This window comes from Streptomyces sp. NPDC088254, from assembly GCF_044740925.1.
Lineage (GTDB): Bacteria > Actinomycetota > Actinomycetes > Streptomycetales > Streptomycetaceae > Streptomyces.
Genome location: NZ_JBIURQ010000012.1, coordinates 1 through 15,023 on the forward strand (window position 1 = coordinate 1; position 15,023 = coordinate 15,023).

The 15,023-nt window shown below is 73.2% G+C and carries 15 protein-coding genes; all 15 read left to right on the plus strand.

Translation table 11 applies throughout. The features are described from left to right. On the plus strand, positions 1-198 hold a 198-nt coding region (locus tag ACIOC0_RS31065; RefSeq protein WP_351336630.1), incomplete at its 5' end, for a biotin/lipoyl-containing protein. Between the two features lie 23 nt (positions 199-221). Continuing rightward, a complete protein-coding gene (locus ACIOC0_RS31070; RefSeq protein WP_402159082.1) occupies positions 222-392 on the plus strand; it encodes a hypothetical protein in 171 nt (56 codons plus the stop codon). A 107-nt stretch (positions 393-499) separates the two neighbouring features. After that, positions 500-829 carry a TcmI family type II polyketide cyclase gene (locus ACIOC0_RS31075; RefSeq protein ID WP_402159083.1) on the plus strand — a complete coding sequence of 110 codons (330 nt, stop codon included), beginning with the start codon at positions 500-502 and terminating at the stop codon, positions 827-829. Next, entirely contained in the window at positions 826-2,097 is a 1,272-nt protein-coding gene (locus tag ACIOC0_RS31080) for a beta-ketoacyl-[acyl-carrier-protein] synthase family protein (RefSeq protein WP_402159084.1), read from the plus strand. The genes ACIOC0_RS31075 and ACIOC0_RS31080 overlap by 4 nt, the downstream gene beginning before the upstream one ends. After that, complete coding sequence (locus ACIOC0_RS31085; protein ID WP_402159085.1) at positions 2,094-3,305, plus strand: ketosynthase chain-length factor; 1,212 nt, start codon at positions 2,094-2,096, stop codon at positions 3,303-3,305. Before ACIOC0_RS31080 ends, ACIOC0_RS31085 begins: the two co-directional genes overlap by 4 nt. Before the next feature lie 78 nt (positions 3,306-3,383). Further along, on the plus strand, positions 3,384-3,659 hold the full coding sequence (locus ACIOC0_RS31090; RefSeq protein WP_351096126.1) for an acyl carrier protein: 276 nt from the start codon (positions 3,384-3,386) through the stop codon (positions 3,657-3,659). A gap of 182 nt (positions 3,660-3,841) precedes the next feature. Then, on the plus strand, positions 3,842-4,630 hold the full coding sequence (gene fabG / locus ACIOC0_RS31095) for a 3-oxoacyl-ACP reductase FabG (RefSeq protein ID WP_402159086.1): 789 nt from the start codon (positions 3,842-3,844) through the stop codon (positions 4,628-4,630). 63 nt (positions 4,631-4,693) lie between these two features. Next, positions 4,694-5,644: an aromatase/cyclase gene (locus tag ACIOC0_RS31100; protein WP_351096130.1), complete on the plus strand. Its 951-nt coding sequence runs from the start codon at positions 4,694-4,696 to the stop codon at positions 5,642-5,644. Between the two features lie 2 nt (positions 5,645-5,646). Next, positions 5,647-7,143 carry an FAD-dependent monooxygenase gene (locus ACIOC0_RS31105; RefSeq protein WP_402159087.1) on the plus strand — a complete coding sequence of 499 codons (1,497 nt, stop codon included), beginning with the start codon at positions 5,647-5,649 and terminating at the stop codon, positions 7,141-7,143. An 87-nt stretch (positions 7,144-7,230) separates the two neighbouring features. Further along, entirely contained in the window at positions 7,231-8,802 is a 1,572-nt protein-coding gene (locus ACIOC0_RS31110; RefSeq protein WP_402159088.1) for an FAD-dependent monooxygenase, read from the plus strand. A 4-nt stretch (positions 8,803-8,806) separates the two neighbouring features. Further along, positions 8,807-9,685 (plus strand): alpha/beta fold hydrolase, encoded by an 879-nt coding sequence (locus tag ACIOC0_RS31115; protein ID WP_351096134.1) that lies wholly within the window; start codon positions 8,807-8,809, stop codon positions 9,683-9,685. A 129-nt stretch (positions 9,686-9,814) separates the two neighbouring features. Continuing rightward, complete coding sequence (locus tag ACIOC0_RS31120; protein ID WP_402159089.1) at positions 9,815-10,681, plus strand: 4'-phosphopantetheinyl transferase family protein; 867 nt, start codon at positions 9,815-9,817, stop codon at positions 10,679-10,681. Further along, entirely contained in the window at positions 10,678-12,279 is a 1,602-nt protein-coding gene (locus ACIOC0_RS31125) for an acyl-CoA carboxylase subunit beta (RefSeq protein WP_351096138.1), read from the plus strand. Before ACIOC0_RS31120 ends, ACIOC0_RS31125 begins: the two co-directional genes overlap by 4 nt. A 9-nt stretch (positions 12,280-12,288) precedes the next feature. Continuing rightward, positions 12,289-12,507 (plus strand): acyl-CoA carboxylase epsilon subunit, encoded by a 219-nt coding sequence (locus tag ACIOC0_RS31130; RefSeq protein ID WP_402159090.1) that lies wholly within the window; start codon positions 12,289-12,291, stop codon positions 12,505-12,507. Between the two features lie 323 nt (positions 12,508-12,830). After that, entirely contained in the window at positions 12,831-14,972 is a 2,142-nt protein-coding gene (locus ACIOC0_RS31135; RefSeq protein WP_402159091.1) for a sensor histidine kinase, read from the plus strand. The last annotated feature ends 51 nt before the right edge of the window (positions 14,973-15,023 follow it).

Here is a 15,023-nt window from a genome sequence, read left to right on the forward strand (position 1 = left end):
CCGATGCAGGGCACCATCGTCAAGATCGCCGTCGAGGAAGGCCAGGAAGTCCAGGAAGGCGACCTGATCGTCGTCCTCGAAGCCATGAAGATGGAACAGCCCCTCAACGCCCACAAGTCCGGCACCGTCAAGGACTTGTCGGCCCAGGTCGGCGGCTCCGTCTCCTCCGGCGCACCCATCTGCGAAATCAAGGACTGAATTCCCGGGGAGGTGTGACCCAGATGCACTCGAAGACGCATTCCCAGCCGTTCACGCGGACGTATTCCGAGATCTGTTCCGACTCCCGCGACGGGCGCGACGCGCCCGCGCCCCAGGCCCCCGCCTGGCTCCTGGCCGGCGAGGACGACGAGAACGTCAGCGACCATCCGCACATCTGCCGGGGCATCGACTGACCGAATGCGGATTCCCCCCACGTTTCCGTCCCCCCTCGTATTCCCTTCCGTGCACACATTCCCTTTCGCCCCCAGGTCCCACGCACCCTTTTTCAAGGAGAAAGATCATGCACAGCACCTTGATCGTGGCTCGGATGGAACCGGGCTCGGCGGCCGACGTCGCGAAACTGTTCGGCGCGTTCGACGAGTCCGAGATGCCGCATCTGATGGGCACCCGGCGCCGCCAGCTCTTCCAGTACCGGGGTCTGTACTTCCACCTCCAGGACTTCGACGCGGACAACGGCGGCGAGCTGATCGAGAAGGCCAAGTCCGACGAGCGCTTCGTGCGCATCAGCGAGGACCTGAAGCCCTACATACAGGCGTACGACCCGGCCACCTGGCGGTCTCCCGCCGACGCGATGGCCACGCGCTTCTACTCCTGGGAGACCTCCCGATGAGCGGCCGCCGAGTCGTCATCACCGGGATCGAGGTGCTCGCGCCCGGCGGCGTCGGCAAGGACCGGTTCTGGGACATGCTGAGTGAAGGCCGTACGGCCACGCGCGGGATCACCTTCTTCGACCCGAGCCCGTTCCGCTCGCAGGTCGCCGCGGAGATGGACTTCGACCCCGAGGAGCACGGGCTCACCCCGCAGGAAGTCCGCCGGATGGACCGGGCCGCCCAGTTCGCGGTGGTCGCGGCGCGTGGCGCGGTCGCCGACAGCGGGATCGACCTCACCGCCCACGAGCCGCACCGGGTGGGCGTCACCATCGGCAGCGCGGTCGGCGCCACGACGGGCCTGGACGAGGAGTACCGGATCGTCAGCGACGGCGGCCGGCTGCACCTGGTCGACCACGAGTACGCGGTACCGCACCTGTACAACTACTTCGTCCCCAGCTCCTTCTCGGCCGAGGTCGCCTGGACGGTCGGCGCGGAGGGCCCCAACTCCGTGGTGTCCACCGGCTGCACCTCCGGCATCGACTCGGTCGGATACGCGGTCGAGCTGATCCGCGAGGGCTCGGCGGACCTGATGATCGCCGGGTCGTCCGACGCGCCGATCTCGCCGATCACCATGGCCTGCTTCGACGCCATCAAGGCGACGACCCCGCGCAGGCAGGACCCCGAGCAGGCCTCGCGCCCCTTCGACGGCACCCGCAACGGGTTCGTCCTCGGGGAAGGCTGCGCGGTGTTCGTCCTGGAGGAACTGGAGAGCGCCCGGCGGCGCGGGGCGCACGTCTACGCCGAGATCGCCGGCTACGCCACCCGCAGCAACGCCTACCACATGACGGGCCTGCGACCGGACGGCGCGGAGATGGCCGAGGCCATCACCGTGGCCCTCGACGAGGCCCGGATGAACGTGGACCAGATCGACTACATCAACGCCCACGGCTCCGGCACCAAGCAGAACGACCGGCACGAGACGGCCGCCTTCAAGAAGAGCCTGGGCGAGCACGCCTACCGCACCCCCGTGAGCTCCATCAAGTCGATGGTGGGGCACTCGCTCGGCGCCATCGGCTCGATCGAGATCGCCGCCTCCGCGCTGGCGATGGAGCACCACGTGGTGCCGCCCACGGCGAACCTGCACACCCCCGACCCCGAGTGCGACCTCGACTACGTGCCGGTCACCGCGCGCGAGCAGCTGACCGACGCGGTGCTGACGGTGGGCAGCGGGTTCGGCGGCTTCCAGAGCGCGATGGTGCTCGCCCGTCCCGAGAGGAGTGCGGCATGACCGCGGTGGTGGTGACAGGGCTGGGCATCACGGCCCCCAACGGCCTCGGCGTCCAGGACTACTGGGAGGCCACGCTCGCCGGCAAGAGCGGCATCGGGCGGATCACCCGCTTCGACCCGTCGCAGTACCCGGCGCGGCTGGCCGGTGAGATCCCCGGCTTCGCGGCCGAGGAGTACCTGCCGAGCCGGCTGCTGCCGCAGACCGACCGGATGACCCGGCTGGCGCTGGTCGCCGCCGACTGGGCGCTCGAGGACGCCGGGATACGGCCGCAGGAACTGCCCGAGTCCAGCATGGGCGTGGTCACGGCGAGTTCGTCGGGCGGCTTCGAGTTCGGCCAGGGCGAGCTGCAGGCGCTGTGGAGCCAGGGCAGTCAGTACGTCAGCGCCTACCAGTCGTTCGCCTGGTTCTACGCGGTCAACAGCGGCCAGATCTCCATCCGGCACGGCATGAAGGGCCCGAGCAGCGTGGTCGTCAGCGACCAGGCCGGCGGTCTGGACGCGGTGGCGCAGGCACGCCGGCAGATCCGCAAGGGGACCGCGGTCGTGGTCTCCGGGGCCGTGGACGCCTCCATCTGCCCGTGGGGCTGGGTCGCCCAGCTCGCCGCGCAGCGGCTGAGCACACGCGAGGAGCCCAGCCAGGCGTATCTGCCCTTCGACCGGGCGGCCGACGGCTACGTACCCGGCGAGGGCGGTGCGCTGCTCGTCATGGAGTCGGAGGAGTCGGCGCGCTCGCGCGACGCGCGGATCTACGGCGAGATCGCCGGGTACGCCGCGACGTTCGACCCCGCGCCGGGCAGTGAGCGGCCGCCGGGCCTGCGCCGGGCGATCGAACTCGCCCTGGCGGACGCCGGGGTGGGGGCCGGGCAGGTGGACGTCGTGTTCTGCGACGCGGCGGCCGATCCCGAGCGCGACCGGATCGAGGCGGAGGCGATCACGGCACTGTTCGGACCGAGGGGCGTCCCGGTCACCGCGCCGAAGACGATGACGGGCCGCCTCTACTCGGGCGCTGCGCCGCTGGACCTGGCCACCGCGTTCCTGTCCATGCGCGACGGAGTCATCCCGCCGACGGTGCACGTGACGCCGTCCCCCGACTACCGACTCGACCTGGTCGTCGACCGGCCGCGCACGGGCGCGCTGCGGACGGCGCTCGTGATCGCCCGCGGCCACGGCGGCTTCAACTCGGCGGCGGTCGTACGGGCGGTGGCCTGACCGACCGGACCACCGCACCACCGACACCGAACACCGACACCGAACACGAACACCGAACACGACGTGAGAGGAACACACGTGGAAACGCAAGCCTTCACCCTCGACGACCTCAAGCGCATCCTGATCGAGGGCGCCGGCGCCGAGGAGACCGTCGACCTCGACGGCGACATCCTCGACGAGGACTTCGAGCACCTCGGCTACGAGTCGCTGGCGCTGCTCGAGACCGGCGGCCGCATCGAGCGCGAGTACGGCATCGTCCTGGACGACGACGTCCTGTCGGAGAGCAACACCCCGCGCTCCCTCATCGACGCGGTCAACGCCCATCTGGGGGACGGGACGCAGGCCGCCGCCTGACACTCCGCCACACCCGGGGCATCGGCTCCCGCCTGCCTGTGACCCGCCGCCGGACCCCCACCGGACCGGCGGCGGCACCCCCCACACACACCACCCCCCCCCACACACCACCCCCCACGCCCCCTTCCCCTTGCCCCCCCCCACGCTCCACGCAGTCCTTCACGCAGAGGAGTTGAAAGAGCATGCCGCAGCAGCAGACGCAGCGGGTCGCGCTGATCACCGGAGCCACCAGTGGCATCGGCCTGGCGGCCGCCCGCCGGCTGGGCTCCGACGGGCACCGCGTGTTCATCGGCGCACGCGACGCCGACAACGTGGCCGCGACGGTCAAGCAGCTCCAGGAAGAAGGCATCGAGGCCGACGGCGCCGTCGTGGACGTGCGCTCGCGGGACGCGGTCCGCGCCTTCGTGCAGGCCGCCGTCGACCGCTTCGGTCCCGTCGACGTCCTCGTCAACAACGCCGGACGCAGCGGCGGCGGGGTGACCGCAGACCTCGCGGACGAGCTGTGGGACGACGTCATCGACACCAACCTGAACAGCGTCTTCCGGATGACCCGGGAGGTGCTCACCACCGGCGGCATGCGCGAGCGCGGCTGGGGCCGGATCGTCAACATCGCGTCCACCGCCGGCAAGCAGGGCGTGGTCCTCGGCGCCCCGTACTCCGCCTCCAAGCACGGCGTCGTCGGCTTCACCAAGGCCCTCGGCAACGAGCTCGCGCCGACCGGTGTCACGGTCAACGCCGTGTGCCCGGGCTACGTCGAGACCCCCATGGCCCAGCGGGTCCGCCAGGGCTACGCCGCCGCCTACGACACCACCGAGGACGCGATCCTCGAGAAGTTCCAGGCCAAGATCCCGCTCGGCCGCTACTCCACGCCCGAGGAGGTCGCCGGCATGGTCGGCTACCTCGCCTCCGACACCGCCGCCTCCCTCACCGCTCAGGCGATCAACGTCTGCGGCGGCCTCGGCAACTTCTGACCCCGCCCGCACCCCTCCCACGGCGCACCCCGGCAAGCACCCGACGAAGAAGAGGACAAGGACGTGACCACGACGGAAGCAACGACCCGCGAGGTGGCGCACGAGATCACCGTCTCGGCCCCCGCCGACGCCGTCTACCGCCTGATCGCGGAAGTGGAGAACTGGCCGCGGATCTTCCCGCCCACCATCCACGTGGACCACCTGGAGAAGGGCGAGCGCGAGGAGCGCATCCGCATCTGGGCCACCGCGGGCGGCGCTCCCAAGAGCTGGACCTCGCACCGCACCCTGGACCCCGACAACCGCCGGATCACCTTCCGCCAGGAGGTCTCCGCGCCCCCGGTCGCCGCCATGGGCGGCACCTGGGTGATCGAGGAGCTGCCGGGCGGCGACTCGCTGGTACGGCTGCTGCACGACTACCGCGCAATCGACGACGACCCCGAGGGCCTCGCCTGGATCGACGAGGCCGTCGACCGCAACTCCCGTTCGGAGCTGGCCGCCCTGAAGGAGAACGTCGAGCGGGCCCACGCCACGCGCGAGCTGACCTTCTCCTTCGAGGACACCGTCCTGATCGAGGGCTCGGCGAAGGACGTCTACGACTTCGTCAACGAGGCCGACCGCTGGGTGGACCGGCTGCCGCACGTGGCCCGCGTCCGGTTCGAGGAGCCCACGCCCGGCCTCCAGGAGCTGGAGATGGACACCCGGGCCAAGGACGGCTCGACGCACACCACGAAGTCGTACCGGGTGACCTTCCCGCACCGCGCGATCGCCTACAAGCAGGTCACCCTGCCGGCCCTGATGACCCTGCACACCGGACTGTGGACGTTCGAGGAGTACCCGCGCGGGGTCGCCGCCACCTCGCAGCACACGGTCGTGCTCAACCCGGACAACATCCAGCGGATCCTCGGCCCCGACGCGACCGTCGAGGACGCCCGCGAGTACGTCCAGGGCGCACTGAGCACCAACAGCCGTGCCACGCTGGGCCACGCCAGGGATCACGCGGAGAAGAGCCGCTGACCATGGCCACCGACACCTCCCAGGCCGCTGCCCGGGTCGTCGTGGTGGGGGCGGGCCCCGTCGGCCTGTTCCTCGCCGGCGAGCTCCGCCTCGGCGGCGCCGACGTCGTCGTACTGGAACGGCTGCGCACCCCCACCACGGAGTCCCGCGCCTCCACGCTGCACGCCCGCACGGTGGAGCTGTTCGACTGCCGAGGGCTGCTGGACGCGCTCGGCGACCCGCCGCGCGAGCCACGCGGCCACTTCGGCGGCGTACCGATGGACCTGACCGTGCCCGGCCCGTACTCGGGCCAGTGGAAGGTGCCCCAGACCAGGACCGAGGAACTCCTCCAGGACTGGGCCACGGCACTCGGGGCCGACATCCGGCGTGGCTGGGAGGTGCGCGAACTCAGCCCGCACGACGGCCGTGAGGACGGGCACGTGGAGATCACGGCCGACACCCCGGACGGCGTACGGCGGCTGCGCGCGGCGTACGTCGTCGCCTGCGACGGCGAGGACAGCACCGTACGGCGGCTGACCGGAGCGGCCTTCCCCGGCGCCCCGGCGGGGCGGGAGCTGCTGCGGGCGGACATCGCCGGGATCGACATCCCGAACCGGCGCTTCGAGCGCCGGGAGCACGGGCTGGCGATCGCCGCGCGGATGCCCGGCGGGGTGACCCGGGTGATGGTGCACGTGTTCGGTCGCCCGGCCCGGCGGCGGACGGGACCGCCGGCTTTCACCGAGGTCCTCGACGCGTGGCGGCGGGTCACCGGCGAGGACCTCGGCGCCGGGCGCCCGGTGTGGCTCAACGCCTTCGGCGACGCCAACCAGCAGCTGGAGCGGTACCGCCACGGGCGGGTGCTGTTCGCCGGGGACGCCGCCCACCGCCAGATGCCGAGCGGCGGACAGGCCCTCAACCTGGGCCTCCAGGACGCCGCCAACCTCGGCTGGAAGCTGGCCGCGGTGGCTCGCGGCCGGAGCCCGGAGGGGCTGCTCGACACCTATGACGACGAGCGGCGCGAGGTGGGACGCAGGGTGCTCGCCAACATCAGGGCCCAGGCGCTCCTGCTGCTCGGCGGCCCGGAGGTGGAGGCGGCGCGCACCCTGCTCGCCGAACTCATCGCCGCGGGACCCGCGCGGGACCACCTCGCGGCGATGATCACCGGGCTCGACGTCCGGTACCCCACGGGTGGCGGCGCCCATCCGCTGCTCGGCGCACGGCTCCCGCTCGGCACGCTGCCCACGCCGGACGGCCCGGTCGAGGTCGCGAAGTCGCTGCGGGACGGCCGGGGACTGCTGATCGTCTCCGACTCGGCCCGGGCCGAACTGCGCTGGCTCGGCAAGGTCTGGTCGGACCGGGTCACCTCGGTGGCGGTAGGACCGGACACCGCCGAGCCGCTGCACGGCACCGAGGGGCTGCTGGTCCGCCCCGACGGCCATGTCGCCTGGGCGGGCTCGGACCCGTGGGCGGCGACGGCGGCGTTCCGCCACTGGTTCGGGCGGCCCGACCCCGGGCTGTGACGGACACGCACGGCAGGACGCCGCGAGCGGCCGCCCTGCCGTCATAGGACGCGAAATTTTTCAGCGAGGCTCAGAGAGGGAAGCGCTGTGGACACGGATGTGATCGTCGTCGGCGCGGGGCCGACGGGCCTCAAGCTCGCCGGGGAACTGCGGCTGGGCGGCGCCCGGGTCGTCGTCGTGGAGAGACTGGCGGAGCCGACCGGGCAGTCCCGGGGGCTCGGATTCACGGCCCGCGCGATGGAGGTGTTCGACCAGCGCGGGCTGCTGCCGCGGTTCGGCACGCCGGAGAAGAGCCCGATGGGCCACTTCGGCGGCGTGCAGTTCGACTACACCGTCCTCCAGGACGCCCACTTCGGCGCGCGCGGAATCCCGCAGTCGCAGACCGAGGCCGTCCTGGAGCAGTGGGCCGGCGAGCTGGGCGCGGACATACGGCGGGGCTGGGAGCTGACCAAGCTCGCCGACGACGGGGACGGCGTCGAGATCGTGGTGGCCGCGCCCGAGGGCGAACAACGGGTGCGCGCCGCGTACCTGGTGGGCTGCGACGGCGGGCAGAGCGTCGTGCGCAAGGCGGCCGGCTTCGACTTCCCCGGGCTGCCGGCGACGCGCCTGATGTACCTGGCCGATGTCACCGGCTGCGACATCCGCCCCCGCTTCCTGGGGGAGCGGCTGGAGAACGGCATGGTGATGGCCGCGCCGCTGGCGCCGGGCGTCGACCGGATCATCGTGTGCGAGGACGGCACGCCTGCCGACGACCGGCCGCGCACGGTCGGGTTCGACGAGGTCGCGGCCGCCTGGGAGCGCATCACCGGCGAGTCGCTGGCCGGCGGCGGCGCCGACTGGGTCAGCTCCTTCACGGACGCCACCCGGCAGGTCTCCGCCTACCGCAGGGGCAGGGTGCTGCTCGCCGGGGACGCCGCGCACGTCCATCTCCCGGCCGGCGGCCAGGGGCTCAGCACGGGCGTGCAGGACGCGGTCAACCTCGGCTGGAAACTGGCCGCGGTGGTCCGCGGGGACCTGCCCGACGCGCTCCTCGACACCTACCACGACGAACGGCACCCCGTCGGCGCCCGGCTGCTGATGAACACCCGCGCGCAGGGCGTGATCTTCCTCGGGGGAGCCGAGGCCGACCCGGTGCGCAAGATCTTCGGCGAGCTGATGCAACTGGAGGAGGTCCGCCGCCTGCTGGCCGGTGTCGTCAGCCACCTCGACATCGCCTACGACCTCGGCCCTGGCGCCCACCCCCTCCTCGGCCGGCGTCTGCCCCCACGCCCGCTGACGCTCGCCGACGGCGCGCGGACCACCACGACGGACCTGCTGCACCCGGCCCGGGGCGTCCTGCTCGATCTCGCCGACGACCGCGACCTCCGTGCGAACGCCGCCGGTTGGAACGACCGGGTCACGGTGGTCACGGTCACCCCCGAGAGCCCCGAGGTCTTCTCGGGCGCGACCGCCCTGCTCGTACGCCCGGACGGCCATGTGGCCTGGGCCGCCGGAGGAGAGGACTCCCGCACGATGGCCGACCCGCACGCCACAGCCCCGCAGGCGCCGGCCGCGGCGACCCCCGAAGTCCCCCAGCCGACCGAGGCCGAGGTGGCCGCCGGCATCGACGGTCTCGTCACCGCCCTCCACCGCTGGTTCGGCACTCCGGAGGTGGCGTAGCACCATGACCACCGCGCCCTCGACCGTCGGCCCCCGCGTGCGGCGGATCACCCTGAATGCCGCCGGGCACACCCTGTCCGCCCTGCTGAGCGCGCCCCAGGACACGCCTCCGCGGGCCACCGTCGTCGCGCTGCACGGGGCCGGGATGAGCGCGGGGTACTTCGACGGCGGGGCCCAGCCGGACGCCTCCATGTGCGCGTTGGGAGCGCACCTGGGGTTCGCGGTCCTCGCCGTCGACCGGCCCGGCTACGGCGACTCGGCCGTCGGGCTCCCCGAAGGCCTGGATCTCGCCGGGCAGGCGCGCGTCCTGCGCGCCGGGCTCGACCACTTCCACGCCGAGCATGCCGTCGGCACGGGCACGTTCCTGCTCGCCCACTCCTTCGGCGGCAAACTCGCCCTGACCCTGGCCGCCGAGGCCCCGCCGGACGATCTGCTGGGCCTGGACATCTCCGGCTGCGGCCACCGCTACGCCCCGCGCTCCGCGGAACTGCTCGCCGGCCCCGACCGGGCCCGGTGGCGCCACAACTGGGGCCGGCTCGGCCTCTACCCGCCCGCCACCTTCCAGCGCAGCGCCGACCTGGTGAAACCCATCCCGGAACAGGAGCTGCGCGGCGCCTCGGGCTGGCCGGAGGCGTTCGACGCGCTCGCCCCGCGCGTACGCGTCCCCGTGCGTCTGACGTTCGCCGAGCACGAACTGTGGTGGCGGCACGACACCGAGACCCTCGACGACCTGCGCGCGAGGCTGAGCGCCGCGCCGCGGGTCGTCGTCGACCGGCAGCCGGACGCCGGGCACAACATCAGCCTGGGCCGCACGGCCCGTGCCTACCACCTGCGCGCACTTGCCTTCTTCGAGGAGTGCCTGCCGGAGCGGGACGGGCCATGAGACTTCGGCACCGCACTCGCCACGGGGACCGCGCCCCGGTTCACGCCGGCGGTCGCGGGACCGCGCCACGCGGCCGGCGGCTCCCGCAGAGCGCCCGCAGGCACCCACGACCGGAACCAGGAGCCGTACGTGAACGTCCCCCTCGTACCGAACAGCCCGCACCCGGCCAGGGAGCTGGGCCCGTCGAACCTGCACCTCTGGCTGCTCCCGTCCCCCGCCTCGCCGCGTGACGTACCGGTCGGTGAACTCGCCCCCGACGAACGGCGGCGCGCGGCCGCCTACCGCCGGCCCGGCGACCGGCAGACGTACATCGCCGCCCATGTGGGGTTGCGCCGGGTGCTGTCGGTGTACACCGGCGTGGAACCCCGGCGGCTGAACATCGGCCGGGAGTGGTGCGAGGAGTGCGGGGAACGGCACGGCCGGCCGGTGCTGGTCGACCTGCCGGGCGCCCCGCAGTTCTCGCTCTCCCACAGCCACGGCCTCGCCCTGGTCGCGGTGGCCCGCGCCCGGGTCGGCGTCGACGTCCAGGCGCTGCCGTCGCAGGAGACCGTCGACGCCTGCCTGCCCCTGCTGCACCCGGCCGAGCGCCAGGAGATCGCCCGACTCCCCACCGCCGGGCGGCAGACGGCCTTCGCCCGGCTGTGGTCCCGGAAGGAGGCCTACCTGAAGGGGCTCGGCACCGGGCTCGCCCGCGCCGCCGACCTCGACTACCTCGGCGAGGCCGCCGAGTCCTGGCGCCCGGCCGGCTGGACGGTGCGCAACGCGCCCCTGTGCGACGGCCATGTCGGCGCCGCGGCGCTGGCCGGCGGCAAGGACTGGCGGGCCGCCATGTACCCGGTGCCCGCCGAGTCGCTGTACGCCCGGGACGCCGTCGAGCGGATCTCCGCCGTCGAACCGGGCCTGCGCACCATGCTGCGCGCCCACGACCCGTTCTCCGTGCGCCCGCACGCCCTCATCGACACAAGGAACAGGAAGGAAAGGGCCCAGGCATCATGACCCTCACCGATCCCGAAGCCATCGTGCTCGACACCGCCCCGGACACCCTCGACGAGGTGGACCGTCTCACGGAACTGCACACCATCAAGGAGCTCGTCCGCACGGGCCCCGACCCCAAGGCCACCGAGCGCCAGCACGCCAAGGGCAAACTCACCGCCCGCGAACGCATCGAACTCCTCCTCGATCCAGGCTCGTTCACCGAGGTCGAGGCCCTGCGCCGGCACCGGGCCCAGGGCTTCGGCCTGGAGGCCAGGAGGCCGTACACCGACGGCGTCATCACCGGCTGGGGCACGGTGGAGGGCCGTACGGTCTTCGTGTACGCCCACGACTTCCGCATCTTCGGCGGCGCCCTCGGCGAGGCCCACGCCCAGAAGATCCACAAGCTGATGGACATGGCGATCGCGGCCGGCGCGCCCCTGGTCTCCCTCAACGACGGCGCGGGCGCCCGCATCCAGGAGGGCGTCTCGGCCCTGGCCGGCTACGGCGGCATCTTCCAGCGCAACACCAAGGCGAGCGGGGTGATCCCGCAGATCTCGGTCATGCTCGGCCCGTGCGCGGGAGGCGCGGCCTACTCGCCCGCCCTCACCGACTTCGTCTTCGCGGTACGCGACATCTCCCAGATGTTCATCACCGGCCCGGACGTGGTGAAGGCGGTCACCGGCGAGGAGATCAGCCACAACGGCCTGGGCGGCGCGGACGTGCACGGCGGGACCTCCGGAGTCGCCCATTTCGTCTACGACGACGAGCGCACCTGCCTCGAAGAGGTCCGCTACCTCCTCACCCTGCTGCCCTCCAACAACCGCGAACTGCCGCCCGCCCACCCCACGGGCGACCCGGCCGACCGCCCCGGCGACGCCCTGCTCGACCTGGTCCCCGAGGACGGCAACCGCTCCTACGACATACGCAAGGTGATCGAGGAGATCGTCGACGACGGCGACCACCTGGAGGTCCACGCCGCCTTCGCCACCAACATCGTCTGCACGCTGGCCCGTCTCGACGGCCACGTCGTGGGCATCGTCGCCAACCAGCCCGCGTCCATGGCCGGTGTGCTCGACATCAGGGCCAGTGAGAAGGGCGCGCGGTTCGTACAGTTCTGCGACGCCTTCAACATCCCTCTGCTCACCCTGGTGGACGTGCCCGGGTTCCTGCCCGGCGTCGACCAGGAGCACGAGGGCATCATCCGGCGCGGGGCGAAACTGCTCTACGCCTACTGCAACGCCACCGTGCCGCGGGTCTCGGTGGTCCTGCGCAAGGCCTACGGCGGCGCCTACATCGTCATGGACTCCCGCTCCATCGGCGCCGACGTGGCCCTCGCCTGGCCCACCAACGAGATCGCGGTGATGGGCGCGGAGGGCGCAGCCAACGTCGTCTTCCGCCGTGAGATCGCGGCCGCCGACGATCCCGAGGCGATGCGCCGGCAGAAGATCAAGGAGTACAAGAACGAACTGGTCCATCCCTACTACGCGGCCGAGCGCGGACTCGTCGACGACGTGATCGACCCCCGCGACACCCGGCTGGTCCTCAGCCGGGCCGTGGCGATGCTCGCCGCCAAGTCCGCCGCCCTGCCCACCCGCAAGCACGGCAACCCGCCCCAGTGAGGAGACCGCATGACAGCGACGCCGACACACTCCGACCTGCTCGCCGCCACGTCCTTGCGGGTCCTGCGGGGCGAGCCGAGCGCCGAGGAACTCGCGGCGGTGACGGTCGTCCTGACGCTCCTTCTGACGACTCCCGACGAACCCGCTCCGCAGCGGCCCCCCACAGCCGGCTGGACCCGCCCGGACCGCCTCGGGACCTACAGCTCCCCGAGGGCCTGGCACGGTTGAGCCGGCCTCCGGCGTGTTCACCGACAGTGACCGATTCTGATCGACGTCGACCGTTCATTCATTGTTTCCGGGCGCTCTGCGAACGGGGGCATTGCGGTCCTTATCGGTCTGTCGTGCGAAGCCTCATACCAGAGTGGGACCCTCTCCGGGGGAGTTTGTCAACTGCCCACCGCACATGATGCGTTGGCGACTACTGTGAGTGTCCGTCGGACGACGCGCGGCCGAATTCCCGGCCCTCTCGACCGACACCGCGATGGCGCATGCCCGGGACGCGCACCCGCGCGGCCGAGTACGCCCGACGGACCGACAGTACGAGGACACCGATGTCTCACCTTGGCGCACCCGCCCCACGCGCAGACCGCCGCGAGGGCGGACGGCACGGACGACCGGTCGCCCGACCCGCACCCGCGCCGGCCGAGACACACATACGGCCACAGCTCGTCCGGCTCGCCGTGCTCCCGCCCACCGCCGTCGCCCTCAGCGCCTGCGCGGCCGTGCTGTTCACCGTGCGCTCCACCGGCGCCCGGCCCAGCCCCACCCTGTGGGCCGTTCTCACCGGTGCGGTCGGCGTCACCGCCGTCGGCATCCTCGTCGCGGCCGTGGCCGCCGACCGCGCCGCCCGCTCCGTCAGCGACCGCATCGCCGCCCTGCGCGCCGGCAGCGCGCGCGGCGAGGCCGACCTGCGCGCGCTGCTCGACACCCTGCGCCGCGGCGAGGCCCCGCCGCCCCGCAGGACACGCGGCGGACCGCCCGGCGACGCCGACGACTTCGAGCTCCTCGCCGCCGACCTCGCCCGCGCCCACGACGGGGCCGTCACCGCCGTCGTCCAGGCCGCCCAGCTCTCCAGCCAGGCCGGCAACGAACAGAAACTAGAGGTGTTCGTCAACCTCGCGCGGCGCCTTCAGTCCCTCGTGCACCGCGAGATCTCCATCCTGGACGAGCTGGAGAACGAGATCGAGGACCCCGAGCTGCTGAAGGGCCTCTTCCACGTCGACCACCTCGCCACCCGCATCCGCCGGCACGCCGAGAACCTCGCCGTGCTCGGCGGCGCCGTCTCCCGGCGGCAGTGGAGCCACCCCGTCTCCATGACCGAGGTGCTGCGCTCCGCCATCGCCGAGGTCGAGCAGTACTCGCGGGTCAAGCTCGTCCCGCCCATCGCGGGGGACCTGCGCGGGCACGCCGTCGCCGACGTCATCCACCTCCTCGCCGAACTCGTCGAGAACGCCACGGTGTTCTCCGCCCCGCACACCCACGTCCTGCTGCGTGCCAACCTCGTCACCTCCGGGCTCGCCGTCGAGGTCGAGGACCGCGGACTCGGCATGCCCGCCGAGGAGCAGAGCCGGATGAACGCCCTGCTCACCGACCCCGACCAGGTCAACGTCGGCCGCCTGCTCGCCGACGGCCGCATCGGCCTCTACGTCGTCTCCCAACTCGCCCGCCGGCACGGCATCCACGTCCGCCTCCAGGGCAACATCTACGGCGGCGTCCAGGCCGTACTCGTCGTACCGCAAGCCCTGTTGGGCTCGGCGCAGGGGCTGCCGCAGCCCGGGGAGGAGGGCGCCGCGGGAGCCACCGGGGAGCAGCCCGGGGCTTCGCCGACGGGGGGTGCGGTCGGCCCGGGCGAGGTGCTGCCGGGGGCAGGTGCGGTCGGTCCGGGCGAGGCGCCGTCGGGGGCCGGCGTCGTCGCGCGAGGCGGGACGCCGTCCCGCGGGGGTGCGACCGGCGGGGGAGGGGTGCCGCCGGAGGGCGGCGGGCATGGGCGTAACCCGGCGCCCTCGGCGGCGGGGGCGCGGAGCCGACCCAGGCCGCCCGCCCTGCCACCGCGTCCGCCGGGCACGCCCCACCCGCCGAACCTGCCCCGGACGCCGGCACCACCGCCGGCCCCGCCCTCCGCCCTGGACGCGGCCCTGGGCCACGGTCCCGTCCCCCCCGGCGGGCCGGCCGGCGCCGCCGCCGTGTCCGCCCCCGTCCCGCCCGGTTCGCCGCGTGCGCGGCCCGGGGGCCAGGGCGCCCGGCACGACGCCCCCCGCCCGGACGGTCACGGTCTGGCTCCGCTGCCCGTGCGCGGGGCGCACGAGGAGAGGCCCACCCCGGCGGAGGCGGTACCCGGCATCCGGCCCGCCGACCGGCCCGTGCTGGAGGAGCACTCGGGCACCGCGCCCACCCCCCGCGCCGGAGCGGTCCGCGGCACCATGGGCAAGCCGCAACTGCCCCGCCGCCGCGCCCAGGAGCACATCGTGCCCCAGCTGCGCGGCGGCCCCGCCCCCCGGCAGGACATGGAGCGGCCCGTCGGGCACGACCCCGGCCTCATGGCCGCCTTCCAGCGCGGCATGGGCCTCGCCGAGGCCCAGCAGAGCCTGGAGCCGGAAGACCTGGAAACGCCCCGGTACTCCACCCCGACCCCGCCCCCGGGACGGGTGTCGTACCCCACCGGCCCGTACGACGGGAGCCCGCCGGCCGGATGAGCAGCACCGCCCTCACCACCCCCACCCCCGCCGCTCCCGCGGACCCGCGTA

What these genes read in the sequence shown, in the direction of transcription:
- ACIOC0_RS31070 (WP_402159082.1), top strand. Translation starts at nt 222, where the DNA reads ATGCACTCGAAGACGCATTCCCAGCCGTTCACGCGGACGTATTCCGAG.
- ACIOC0_RS31075 (WP_402159083.1), top strand. Translation starts at nt 500, where the DNA reads ATGCACAGCACCTTGATCGTGGCTCGGATGGAACCGGGCTCGGCGGCC.
- ACIOC0_RS31080 (WP_402159084.1), top strand. Translation starts at nt 826, where the DNA reads ATGAGCGGCCGCCGAGTCGTCATCACCGGGATCGAGGTGCTCGCGCCC.
- ACIOC0_RS31085 (WP_402159085.1), top strand. Translation starts at nt 2,094, where the DNA reads ATGACCGCGGTGGTGGTGACAGGGCTGGGCATCACGGCCCCCAACGGC.
- fabG (WP_402159086.1), top strand. Translation starts at nt 3,842, where the DNA reads ATGCCGCAGCAGCAGACGCAGCGGGTCGCGCTGATCACCGGAGCCACC.
- ACIOC0_RS31105 (WP_402159087.1), top strand. Translation starts at nt 5,647, where the DNA reads ATGGCCACCGACACCTCCCAGGCCGCTGCCCGGGTCGTCGTGGTGGGG.
- ACIOC0_RS31115 (WP_351096134.1), top strand. Translation starts at nt 8,807, where the DNA reads ATGACCACCGCGCCCTCGACCGTCGGCCCCCGCGTGCGGCGGATCACC.
- ACIOC0_RS31125 (WP_351096138.1), top strand. Translation starts at nt 10,678, where the DNA reads ATGACCCTCACCGATCCCGAAGCCATCGTGCTCGACACCGCCCCGGAC.
- ACIOC0_RS31130 (WP_402159090.1), top strand. Translation starts at nt 12,289, where the DNA reads ATGACAGCGACGCCGACACACTCCGACCTGCTCGCCGCCACGTCCTTG.
- ACIOC0_RS31135 (WP_402159091.1), top strand. Translation starts at nt 12,831, where the DNA reads ATGTCTCACCTTGGCGCACCCGCCCCACGCGCAGACCGCCGCGAGGGC.